Below are 11,949 nucleotides of genomic sequence, written 5' to 3' on the forward strand. Positions count from 1 at the left end.
CTAATTACGGTAAACAGCAATCATAGTAATGTCGTCGAACTGAATAGAACCATCAATATGTCCGATTAATTCTTGTTTAATTATGTCTAGAATTTCTGTTTTTGCTGAAAAATTGGCTGTTAATGTTTCCATCAATCGTTGACGACCAAAAAATTCTTTAGTTGGCGATCGAGCATCGGTAACGCCATCAGTATAACCAATCAACATTTCTCCAGGATCAATTTTTAAACTATCAATTGTAAAAGTAGAATTGGGCATCATTCCTACCGCAGGACCAGTGGATTTTAATCTATGCTTAATACCCTCAGAATTTAAGATAAAAACTGGTTCATGGCCAGCATTGATATAGCTCAGATTACCATTACTAATATCAATTACACCAAAAAATAGAGTGGCAAACATGGCCATGTCTCCGTGTTCTGTGGCAATGTAATCATTAGTGAGTCGCACTGCATTTAAAAATTGCACGATAACCTTTTTTTTGCCATTGCCATCATTGGCGCTGCATTTATAGTTAACGTCGCGGATACAGGTGTCCCCAGGCATTGTTTCCCCAGAAAATACCCTCAATAAACTGCGGAATAACCCCATAAACATAGCGGCACCTACCCCTTTATCGCATACGTCACCAATCACGATCGCCAAATAATCATCACCTAACAAAAAGGCGTCATAAAAGTCTCCAGAAACAGAGCGAGCCGGTTCAAAAACAGCATTTATCTGCCACTGTTGTAAATCAGGCAAGCTAATGGGTAAAAAGTTTTGCTGAATTTGTCGACCTTTTTCTAATTCCAAACGGTTAACCCCATCCTTAACTTCCTGAGCTATCAGGGTTTTAATTTGGTTTTTCATGTAGATAAAACTATTACCCAAAATACCAATTTCATCCTGACGATTGCCCTGGTTAATATTGATTTCATAATCTAAATCTCCCGCGGCGATCGCTTGGGAAGCCTTAGTTAGATCCAAAATAGGAACCGTGCTGTGGTGGATTACCATCCAGGAAGCATAGGCCACAATTCCCCCAATTACTAAAACTAGCAGATAACCAATTCTATTAACATTCAAAATAGCTGCTTGAATGTCAGATTCTGAATTTTCTACAATTAATCCCCAGGTTTTGGCTCCCCGCAGATGGACGGGAGAAAGATAGGAAAACTTACCTTGACTATAAACAAACCCACTTTGGTCATTGAGCAGCCGATTGACAAGGGGAGATTTTTTTTTGTTTTCTAGTACGCCGTAATTTTTGAAATCGGTGTCGGCATAAATATACCCCTCATAATTGACTAATAAAATACGCTCAAGCTCAGCATCTTTTAAAATTTTTTGAACAAAATCAGCAATAACTGGTAAGGGAATACATTCCACAACAATGCCAATTTGAGTTTGATCATTTTTGCTGTGGATAGGCACAATTAAACAATCTTTGCTCTCTGCATAGGTCTTTCCAGGAAATAACCGGTTTAAATGTCGATTTTTATCTTTTACTTCTTCAAACCAGTGCTTAAGAGGTAATCCTTTTTCTTGGTTGGCACCATCACTGCCCGCAACTAGTTCCCCCTCTTGGTTGGCAACAACGAAGAACCCATTCCATTGGTGAAATTTAATGAACTCGTTTAAAAAATACTGAGATGCTTCAACGTTGAATTCGACTATTGCCGGTTGGGAAGCAACAAAAGCTGTACTTTGTTGACGCTCTCGATCTGAACGGGAAATCAATTGGATAATCAATCTTGCCCGGCTTTGAAGATCTTGCTCTGCAATTTTTTTTAATTGTCTTCCGGTATAGGAGTCGATAAGAAAAATCCCTCCTAAGGTAGGAGGAATCAGACAAAGCAGGAGAAGTCCAACAATGCGAAACCGAATTGATTGTATGAAAGGTTGAATCAGTTTCATTTTCATTGGTTTAATTTACCAAAAGTAATTTAGCTCCTTACTAATATTCTATCTCCTCCATTTATGCGGTTGATTTTCAACTATGCACTGGCAAAACTTTGTTGTCTAGGAATGAAAATCATAGCTTTCCACTAAATGAAAACTGTGGTGTAATCCAGTTTGCTCAATAGTATCATTGACCATTTCCTGGGTACCCACTAAAAATATTTCCACGCCACTGCCCATTTTTTGTTTGGCAAAAACTAAGATACGTAAACCGGCACTGGACATATATTCCAATTGATCCATCATTAACACTAGTTTTGAAATTTCTGCTTGGGCAACTTCTTCGATTTTTTCCTTAAACAAAGGAGCAGTACCGCCGTCTAGTTCACCAATTAGGGTTAATTTAGCAGCGTTATTAATAATTTCCGATTCGATGTTGAAAGCCATGGTTTTTTACAAAAATCTAAATAATGGTGAATTGAAGGGAAAGGGAAATTTAAGACAATTTATTTAGCCAGTAAAATAACAACACTCCGATCGCCAATGAGTAGGGATGATTGGGAAGAGAGGGGGGGCTCCTGCCCAGGGGGATGGATATCTTCTGGAGGCTGGGCCCCTGTGTTGGCGAAAACGTGCCAAGTGGTGCCCACCGGGGGAGCTGGCAGTTCAAACCAAAGACTTTCGTAATGCATATTCATGGCCACATAAATTTGATTATCCTTAACTCGGCCACCTTTGGCATGGCGACCACAAAGCATAAAAGCTAAAACTCGGCTATCGGCGGACCAGTCAGCGTGCCAGGGCTTGACTCCGTGCCAACTAATATCGGGAAATCCCACACCAAGGTAATCGCAGTTTTGGAAATGTTCACTGTTGCGTAATACAGGGTGGGCTAGACGGAAAGCAATGCAGTGTTTGACAAACCGAAACCAAGCCTGGTTTTGTTCAAGTAAATGCCAATTGAGCCAATTGAAAGGGGAATCGTGGCAATAGGTATTATTGTTGCCGTCTTGGGTTTTGCCCATTTCGTCTCCCATCAACAGCATGGGCACCCCCTGACTCACCAACAAAATGGCGATCGCATTCCGCATTTGCCGGGCCCGGAGTCTGAGGATATCAGGGTTATCGGTGGGACCTTCTACCCCGCAGTTCCAACTGTAATTGTCGTTGGCTCCATCATTGCCATTTTCCCCGTTAGCGTAATTATGTTTGCCGTTATAGGCCACCAAATCCGCCAGGGTAAAGCCGTCGTGGGCCGTCACAAAATTGATCGAAGTGGAGGGAGGTCGTCCGGCTCCTTGATAAAGGTCGGGGGAACCCTGTAGCCTTTGGGCCATTTCCCCAATTACCCCCGCATCTCCTTTAATAAATTTTCGCACCGTATCTCGGTATTTCCCATTCCATTCGGCCCAGCGGCCATAACTGGGAAAAGATCCTACTTGGTATAGCCCACCGGCATCCCAGGCTTCAGCAATAAGTTTGGAACGGGCCAAAATGGGATCAAAGGCCAGGGTTTCCAAAAGAGGGGGATTGGCCAAGGGGTAGCCCCAGGGATCCCTTCCCAAAATAGAGGCTAAATCAAAGCGAAAACCATCAATATGAAATTCCGCTGTCCAGTATCGCAGACAGTCCAGCACCATGCCCCGCACAATGGGATTATTGCAGTTTAAGGTATTGCCAGTGCCACTAAAGTTGAAATAGTAACCCTCCGGGGTGAGCATGTAATAGGTTTTGTTATCCAATCCTCGAAAGGAAATGGTGGGGCCCCGTTCATTGCCCTCCGCCGTATGGTTAAAAACCACATCCAAAATGACGGAAATACCTACTTTATGCAGTTCCTTGACTAAGTTTTTCAACTCGTCAATCTGCATGCCGAATTTACCGGTGGCAGCGTAACCCGCTTTAGGTGCAAAAAAGTTAACGGTGCTATAACCCCAGTAGTTAACTAAAAATTCCCCCGTTTCTGGGTGGTAACGACTATGTTCAAACTCATCAAACTCGAATATCGGCATTAATTCGATGGTATTAACACCCAATTCCTGTAGATAGGGAATTTTGCTGAGAATGCCGGCGAAGGTGCCCCGGTGATTTTCCTTTACTCCGGAGGAAGGATCTTTGGTGAAACCCCGCACATGCATTTCATAAATGACCATGTCTTCGAGGGGAACATCCAGGGGGGAATCGTTTTCCCAATCAAAATCGTCAAAGCTGAGGCGGCCCCGGTGTTGATAAATATCGTCCCAATTGGGTTGGGTGCCCCAAACATCCCGGCCACTGACCACTTTGGCGTAGGGATCAAGAAGGACTTTACTGGGGTCAAACCAATGGCCCTGCTGGAAGTTATTGGGGCCTTCCATGCGATAGCCGTATTCCAGATTCTCAAAATCCAGGTCAAACACCACCATGCAATAGACATTACCAATGCGAAAAGATTCTGGAAAGGGAATCTCCACAAAGGGCTGGGGAGCCCGCTTCTCGAACAGTACTAGGGTGCAAGCGGTGCTATGGCTAGAGTAAATGGAAAAATTAACTCCCCCCGGCACAATGGTGGCCCCAAAGGGAAAGGGCTGGCCACAGCGGAGTTTGTAACCGTTAGCGGTGTGGGTGGGATGAATATCTATGCGTTCCATGGTGTCCTGCTAAAATGCCTCTTTGCCTTCGGCTAGGGTGGGACGGGTGGTGAAAAAGTCAAGAAATCCGGTCACGGCCATGGTGTCGATCAACTCCTCCGAAAGCCCTACTAATACTAATTGGGCTGAGTTGGCGGTGGTTTGGCGGTAGAGATAGAGCAAAAGCCGTAACCCCGCGCTGGACATATAGGGCACAGCGGTCATGTCCAGAAGAATTTTTGACCCCGGTTCCGCTAGGGGCAGAATCACTTCATGGATTTTCGGGGCCGTGTTGGCGTCCACTTCCCCGCTAAGGGTGACAACGGTAATGTCTTCCTGTTGATTAATTTGAATATCCATGGGGCTTAGGCAGTGGGGACTAAACGAACTTTGATTTTGACCCGTTCTTGGCTGTCGGGTAAGGTCACAGTTAAGCCCTGGGCATCGAAATTTTCATAGGGTTTGCCGTCAATTTCCACACTGGCGATCGCCACACTGCCAGGGGGAAGAATATCCGGGGATACCCGCAGAATACCGTCGGGGAAACCGTTAGGCAAGGGTTTGAAATAGAAATCCATGGGGTGCTTGGTGATCAGAAAATTGGTGTACACCGCCGCTAGATAACAAAGTTCAAAGGAATGGTAACCACTCATGGAGTGACTACCCTTAGCCCGTTCATTACCCCCCGCTAGGTAGGGAATGCCGTTGGCAAGGACGTTAAAGTAAATGCCCCCATCTTCTAAATCTAGGAACCAAGCGTTATAGAAAGCGGACGCCTCCTGGCCATGGCGGTGGTATTCTTCATCGTCCAAAATACCAGCCAAAATTAGATAGGCCAAAATCGCCTGTTCCTGTTGCCACCAGGCTTTGCGGTCATGCCAAACAAATTGATGGCAACGGCTATGGTTATCCAACAACCTTTCTACCACGTCGTACCAGCCGCCCCGCTGTTGGTCACTACCTACCGCCGGCATCAGGTCAGCAATTTTCTTGGCTAACTCCACATATTTTTCTTTGGACTTGAGGCTATTCATCCGCATCAAATTCCAGGCAATTTTGAGGTTGTGCCCCACCACAGCCCGATTTTGTTGCCAGCCCCAAGTGGTGTCGTGGCTCCAGTCTTCGTAAAAACGTTCTTGCACAAAGGGGCTATGGTCGTAGTCCGGGAAATATTTCTCAATGGTGTCGAAGGTATATTCCAACATATCGGCATATTTTTGCTCCCCGGTGGCCAACCATAGGTTAATTAGATAAGCCGGAGCGTGATCCCCCACGGAGTTCCAGTTCTTCCGGGCTTTGTTGGGACCGAGGGATTCACTGCGGGGATCCAACATCAAAGGGTCGAGATGGGAAAAGTACCCCCCATATTCGCTCTTGTCTAGGAAAAATTTGTCGAACAGTTTAATGGTCTGTTCTGCGTCATGGAGAATACGACGATCGCCAGTGCAACGGTAGGTCTGGATGGGGCCGGCTAAAGCGTAGATTTGTTCGTAGGCAGGAATAGCATCGTAATCATCGCCAAATTCGGACGCAAAGATTTTTTGTTCTTTTTCCCCCTGCACATCAATGGCGTGGTACCAGTAAATAATGTCTTCGTCCTTATCGACAAAGCGCATATGCTCCCGTAAATACTCCGTACCTTTTTCCGCCGCCTCCAAAAATTGGTCATCCCCGGTCATCATAAAGGCGGTAGCAAAGCCGTACACCAGGCGGGAAATGGTATCCGTTTCTTGGCGAAAATTCACCGTTGACCGCTCCCCACTCATGGACAAATCGGTGCGGTAATGGCGGTAATCAATCTCCCCGTCGCCAAATTGGGCTTTGATAAAAAACTTACCGAGGGAGTTTACCTGTTTAATCCACCAATCCTGTTTCTCAAACACGTATTCCGCTGGCTTTTTGCCTGCAAAGACCACCTGTTTCCCGTCAAAAATAGCCGTATCAGGGTAAAAAACGCCGTAAACGTAGAGAAATCGCCCTGGGGTTAACCAAGTCCGCATAGTGCCGGTGGCATCGGGATAACCTTCATCAAAGTTTTGGATCACTTTGGCGTAGGCCATGGGACTAAGTTTGACCTGAAACTCTTGGCCGTCGGAGGTTTTCAGACCAAAAATATCCGCTTCTTGGTCGTAACTTGTCACATAACCTGCAATCAGATCGGAAAAAGGAAAGTTAATTTTGGGACTCATATGTTGATGCCACGGGAAGGACGGAAAGGTTTTTAAGCTTCGATTTGCTCAACAAAAGTTTTGACAAATTCTTCAATCATGCCTGGATGTTTGCCGGTAATTAGATCGCCGTCAATTACCAACTCGGCGGTCTGATCCTCTTCATACACCACATCCGCTCCAGCATTTTCCACGTCACAAATAATGTTGTGGGCGCAGGTGACTTTTTTATCTTTAAGCAGATCGGGATCGGCGCAAAATAGCCATAAACTATGGCAAATGGTTCCCAGCTTTAACCCTTCAGTGGCCGCTGCTTTACGGAGAAAAATAACTGCGGGGGCTTGATTTTTTTCACCTTTTTTGACGGTGGCTTGGTACCGCAAGCGATCCATGGCGTAGGCCCCAATGGCAATAATGCCCTTGTAATCTTTGGGGTCAATATCATTCACTTCCGTGGTTACGGTGACGTGGTATTCCACTTGGTCATTTTCTGGGTTAGAACCAAACTTCAGTTCCGGTTGTCCCCACAAATGGCTGATATATTCCACTTCATAGCCCTGGGCGGGAAAATACTCATTAAACCAGCGATATTCAGTGCCATCAAAATGTTCTTCGATTAAGACACCAATCTTACCTTTTGTTGTGGTCATAAAGCTCCTAATTTGATGAGGAATAAATTTCTCCGAGGTTGGGAACCAGGGGGGATTTTTAAAAGTTATCTAAGAATTTTGCTCGAAAATTTCTTTTAGGGCGGCAAAAGCTCCAGCGGCTTTATTAAAGCCACCATAAACACACATGAAGGAGAGCACTTCTTCAATTTCTTCCTTAGTAGCACCCTGTTTTAGGGCCATATCCACATGGGCTTGAAAAGGGCCACTGAGGGTCTGATTAGCCACATCCACCGCAATGACAATTAGGGCTTTAGTTTTTTGATCAATTAATGGTAAACCCCAGGCTTCCCCCGCTACCCTGGTGCAAAAATCACCAAATTTAGGATTAATCCCACCCAGACCTGCCTGGAGGTCTTTATCATCCAGCACAGCGTTTTTAAACTCACTCATGGGGCTAACTCCTAGGTAGTGATTAGTTTTAGTAAACTATCAGGAGCAAACACGTCCCGATAAAAAGTGAGTTGTTCTGTTTTTAAATAACAGCCACCCCGGTGACCCCGGCGCACCCAGGTGACATTGCCCTTGGCGATCGTTTCGTGGGTTTCATCGTCCACACATTTCCATTCAAAGAAAGTATGTTCACCGTAAAACATGACAATGGGCCAGACCATGGTAACCCCAGGCTGAGCAATTAAAGCCCACCAATGTTTTTCCCGTTCCTGTTGTTGTTCCAGGCCAGAGTAGGGACCATCTTGGCAAAAGTAAACCAAATCTTCCCGGTATTCCCCGGTTAAAATATCTCCCCGACCCTGTCGCAAAGCTTCACAGTGGGTTGGCCACCAATCTTTGTTTTCCTGTTCAATAACTTCCAGGGTGTAAGAATCATCGATCGCCGGTAGGGTGGCTTCCTTTTGGGCTACGTAGGCAATGCCTTCAGCGATTAATTTCTCCTTGAGGGTATCGGGCACAAGGCCGGGCTGCGAATAGTCCGCTTTCAAACCTAAGTAGTAATTTTTTCTTGATGACATAGATGATTTGCCAAGATAACTAAAAGTAATCAGTTTAATTTAAGCAAAGCGGGGGTCAGTTCCGACGGGTGACGGGCTTGAAAAAATTCACCTGTTCAGAACCAGAATACTCCGCACTCCGAAAGAAAAATTCAAAGAGAACTAATTTGGTGCAAAGCATAGCATAATCTCCCGACTAAATTGCCACTGTAACGAAATGTTACTGAGGAAATCCAGCTCGACCCATTTCGACGTTTTGCAGCTATCATTCCTTGACAATTAGTCAATAATTCTTGACATTTTAATTGTCCCTAGACTGTCCATTGGCGATCGCCAAAATTTAACCATGTAAATATTTGTAAACGTACTAAGCCTAAGCTAGGGAAGATTCCTATAATGCCTGATAATTGGCAAGATTGCGGCGATCAGCTGGCTTGATTTCCCCTGGGTACTTAATCAAGGTATAGCTGATATGACCTGGACAACTTATTAATATATCTGAACATGAGAGCTGATTTTTTTCTGTCTGATAACAGAGCAGCATTGCTAAAAAGGGGGCTGACCATTATCCTTTCCTTTTTGGTGTTTACTAGCATTTTCTTGCTGCCATCTCCCAGTTTGGCAGAGGATGTTAAGGGGGCGGACGATCCCATTGTCGTAGCGGGCAACATTAAGGTAAAACCCGATAAAAAAGAAGAATTTATTGCCCTATCCCAGACATTTATTGAGCCTTCTCGGTCGGAACCTGGCTGTATTTCCTACAGTTTTTATGAGGATGAAACGGAAGATAATTCTTTTCTTTTTTTTGAAGTTTGGCGGAATCGAGCGGCCCTCGACTATCATTTTCAAACCCCTTACTTCCATGAATTTGTGGAAAAATCTCCTGATTTATTAGCTAAGCCAGCCGAAATTAAGATTTATAAAATAGCCGAAACGCAGACATTGTAAGTTTTCCTCAAATCCTAGTCAACGTCATGAAAACTTTACGTTTATCCCCATTACTTTCCAAGTTGTGCCTCATTTTACTGATAGTTTTAGGCACTTTGACCATAGCAATTCCTAAAGCCTTGGCAATTTCTACGTTGGATAATTTTCCCCATCCCAACATAGAAAAAACAGAAAAAATTCTGGGACCAGCAGGGGAAATTTTTGAATTTTCCACTTGCAATGCCGATGGTATTGGTTTCACCATTGCGGAAGCCCAGATTCCCCCAGGGGCGGGACCACTACCTCACATCCATCATTACACCAATGAGTGGTTTTGGACTCCGAAAGGGGGACTGCAACTATTTCAAAGTGTGAAAGAGTACCCCGATTTGGAGAATCCCGCCACCGATGAACAGGCCGGCAATACCACTGTGTACACTGTTAATACTGAACCCAATCAGATCGTTTACGGGCCCAAATATCGAGTCCATGGCTTTGCCAATACCACCACAGAAACCCGTCCTTTGACCTTTATTTGGTTGGAAGACGGCATTTCTCCTGAATACGAATTGCATGACGGTGGCATCCGGGAATATTTCCAGGACGTGGGCATTCCCATCAAAGATTTAAAGCATTTGCCAGCTATCACAGAGGAATCCAAAATAGAATTTGTCAGCCATGCTCCCCTTTATGGTATTAACCAAAGCTACTACTTTTTTGAGTATGTAGATGGGGTTAGCGGCAAGCTACCAACGTCATTAACTAAGTTAGAAAATGATCAGAGCTTAAACCGGATTATCGATACTATCAATGCCTACAATCAAGGCGATGCAACTGTTAAATGCTTTTAATACTTTCAACAATTTCTGGGAAAATTTATGAGTAAAGAACTAGGCTTTGCCATTCTTGGCGGCTGGATCTTAGGAGTGATTTTTGGCTTTTTCAAACTCCCCTTGCCCGTTCCCCCTTTTGAAGGCTTAGTCGCTGCCGGAGCCTGTCTTTTAGGCCAAGTCACTTACACGTTTATCAAGCAAAAATTTGGTTTTTAAATCTAAATTAGCCTGGAGAAGCAATTATGCTATTGAAAGTCAAACTTTGGGGTATTGGTCTAGTTTTAACTCTGACGTTGGGGACTATTCTGTTTTTGCAAAATTTTAGCGTTGCCGCAGAAACAGAAATTCATACCTTTGACGATATTCCCATGCCCAAATTAGCGGATCCCCTGCTAATTTATACTCCTGCCAACGAAATTTTTGATATTGCTTCCTGTAGTGCCAAGGACATTGGTTTTGCCATCGCCCACGCCCAAATTCCCCCCGGAGGCGGCCCCATGCCCCATATTCATTACTTCATCAATGAATGGTTTTGGACTCCGGAAGGCGGTATTGAACTGTTCCACAGCACTAAACAATATCCCAATATGGACGAGTTACCTGTGGTCGGGGGAGCCGGTCGGGGAGATTTGTATAGCATTCAAAGCGAACCCAAACAATTGATTTATTCTCCCAACCATTACATGCATGGTTTTGTTAATCCTACGGATAAAACATTACCCATTGTTTTTGTTTGGATGCGTAATGAAGTTGCACCGGATTTTCCCTACCATGACGGTGGGATGCGGGAATATTTTCAAGCTGTGGGGCCCCGCATTACTGATTTGAACAATTTACCGGAATTGACCAATGCCCAAAGGGCGGCCTTTGCTTCGGAAGCTCCCAAATATGGGATTAATCAAAGTTCCTACTTTATGGAATATGTCAACACCATTAGTGACAAATTACCTGCCCAAATTGCCAAACTAAAAAATGATAAAGACTTAGAGCGTATGGTGGAGGTAATTGAAGCTTTTAACCGTGGTGATAAATCGGTAACCTGCTCATGATTTCTTCCCCCAAAATCAAGTTTGGAGTTCATACTTTTATCTGGAAAAAAGAATTTCTTGGTAATGAAGAATATGTTTTCCAAGATGCTAAAAGGTGGGGATTTGATGGGATAGAAATTGCCACCCATTATTTCGACCAAATTGATCCCCTCCAACTTAAAAGTTATGGCGAAAAGTATGGTGTAGAGCTAACCTTTTGCACCAGTTTACCCCGGGGTTTATCCTTGACTACCAAGGATGAAGACTGCTGGCGGGAATCCATTGCTTATCTGGAAAGGGCAATTAAATTCTGTCAACAATGCGGCATCATTCAACTCTCTGGGCCGTTCCCCCATCCTGTGGGTTATCTCAGTGGAGAACCTCTGCAAAAACGGGAAAATGTTCGCATGCAGGAGGCCTTTAAGCTGGTAGCGGAAACTCTGATCAAAACTGATCTGAAGTTTGCTGTGGAACCCCTGAATCGTTTTCAAGGTTATGCTTTAAATACTGTAGCTCAAGGCTTAGAATTGCTCGATGCAGTGGATTGTCCTCAACTGGGGCTATTACTGGATTTATTCCACATGAATATTGAAGAAAAGGATGTAATCAAAGCTTTTTTACAAGCGAGCAATCATTGTTTTCATATCCATGCCTGTGCCAAAGACCGGGGCACTCCCGGCAGTGATTCCTTTGCTTGGGGCCATTGGTTTAAAGCCTTACAAACCATGGATTACCAAGGTTGGGTCACCATTGAAAGTTTTAATTTTGAGGATAAGGAATTGGCTAATGGAGCCCGCTTGTGGCGCACGGTGGCTCCCAGTAATGAAGCCCTTGCCCAAGATGGACTGAAATTTTTGCGACAAACTTATCAAACTAACTAAA

Annotated in this window: 13 protein-coding genes; 5 read left to right on the forward strand and 8 right to left on the reverse strand. The window is 44.4% G+C overall.

What is annotated here, in order from left to right; all coding sequences use genetic code 11:
• The 8 genes from H6G46_RS08435 to H6G46_RS08470 form a co-directional block, all read right to left on the reverse strand.
• Positions 1-1,905, reverse strand: coding sequence for a SpoIIE family protein phosphatase (locus H6G46_RS08435; RefSeq protein ID WP_010872284.1), 1,905 nt, complete (start codon positions 1,903-1,905; stop codon positions 1-3).
• Positions 1,906-2,004: 99 nt separating this feature from the next.
• Positions 2,005-2,331, reverse strand: a complete 327-nt coding sequence (locus H6G46_RS08440) for an anti-sigma factor antagonist (protein WP_010872283.1) — start codon at positions 2,329-2,331, stop codon at positions 2,005-2,007.
• A 59-nt stretch (positions 2,332-2,390) separates the two neighbouring features.
• A complete protein-coding gene (gene glgX, locus H6G46_RS08445; protein WP_010872282.1) occupies positions 2,391-4,514 on the reverse strand; it encodes a glycogen debranching protein GlgX in 2,124 nt (707 codons plus the stop codon).
• A 9-nt stretch (positions 4,515-4,523) separates the two neighbouring features.
• Positions 4,524-4,853 carry an anti-sigma factor antagonist gene (locus H6G46_RS08450; protein WP_010872281.1) on the reverse strand — a complete coding sequence of 110 codons (330 nt, stop codon included), beginning with the start codon at positions 4,851-4,853 and terminating at the stop codon, positions 4,524-4,526.
• A gap of 5 nt (positions 4,854-4,858) precedes the next feature.
• Positions 4,859-6,682, reverse strand: a complete 1,824-nt coding sequence (locus H6G46_RS08455; RefSeq protein WP_010872280.1) for an AGE family epimerase/isomerase — start codon at positions 6,680-6,682, stop codon at positions 4,859-4,861.
• A 32-nt stretch (positions 6,683-6,714) separates the two neighbouring features.
• Positions 6,715-7,311 (reverse strand): DJ-1/PfpI family protein, encoded by a 597-nt coding sequence (locus H6G46_RS08460; protein ID WP_010872279.1) that lies wholly within the window; start codon positions 7,309-7,311, stop codon positions 6,715-6,717.
• 69 nt (positions 7,312-7,380) lie between these two features.
• Positions 7,381-7,722 carry a carboxymuconolactone decarboxylase family protein gene (locus H6G46_RS08465; protein ID WP_010872278.1) on the reverse strand — a complete coding sequence of 114 codons (342 nt, stop codon included), beginning with the start codon at positions 7,720-7,722 and terminating at the stop codon, positions 7,381-7,383.
• A gap of 11 nt (positions 7,723-7,733) precedes the next feature.
• Positions 7,734-8,300: a hypothetical protein gene (locus H6G46_RS08470; protein ID WP_010872277.1), complete on the reverse strand. Its 567-nt coding sequence runs from the start codon at positions 8,298-8,300 to the stop codon at positions 7,734-7,736.
• 483 nt (positions 8,301-8,783) lie between these two features.
• Between H6G46_RS08470 and H6G46_RS08475 the strand changes: the two genes are divergently transcribed.
• Genes H6G46_RS08475 through H6G46_RS08495 form a run of 5 tightly spaced genes read left to right on the forward strand, consistent with a single transcriptional unit; the run spans position 8,784 to position 11,948 of the window.
• The gene (locus H6G46_RS08475) at positions 8,784-9,227 is read left to right on the forward strand and encodes an antibiotic biosynthesis monooxygenase (protein ID WP_010872276.1); all 444 of its coding nucleotides are present in this window, start codon (positions 8,784-8,786) and stop codon (positions 9,225-9,227) included.
• 26 nt (positions 9,228-9,253) lie between these two features.
• Positions 9,254-10,057: a cupin domain-containing protein gene (locus H6G46_RS08480; protein WP_010872275.1), complete on the forward strand. Its 804-nt coding sequence runs from the start codon at positions 9,254-9,256 to the stop codon at positions 10,055-10,057.
• Between the two features lie 27 nt (positions 10,058-10,084).
• A complete protein-coding gene (locus tag H6G46_RS08485; RefSeq protein ID WP_020861642.1) occupies positions 10,085-10,255 on the forward strand; it encodes a hypothetical protein in 171 nt (56 codons plus the stop codon).
• A 26-nt stretch (positions 10,256-10,281) separates the two neighbouring features.
• Positions 10,282-11,088 (forward strand): cupin domain-containing protein, encoded by an 807-nt coding sequence (locus tag H6G46_RS08490; protein WP_010872274.1) that lies wholly within the window; start codon positions 10,282-10,284, stop codon positions 11,086-11,088.
• Entirely contained in the window at positions 11,085-11,948 is an 864-nt protein-coding gene (locus tag H6G46_RS08495; protein WP_010872273.1) for a sugar phosphate isomerase/epimerase family protein, read from the forward strand. The genes H6G46_RS08490 and H6G46_RS08495 overlap by 4 nt, the downstream gene beginning before the upstream one ends.
• Position 11,949 lies beyond the last annotated feature (1 nt).

Source organism: Synechocystis sp. FACHB-908 (assembly GCF_014698595.1).
Lineage (GTDB): Bacteria > Cyanobacteriota > Cyanobacteriia > Cyanobacteriales > Microcystaceae > Synechocystis.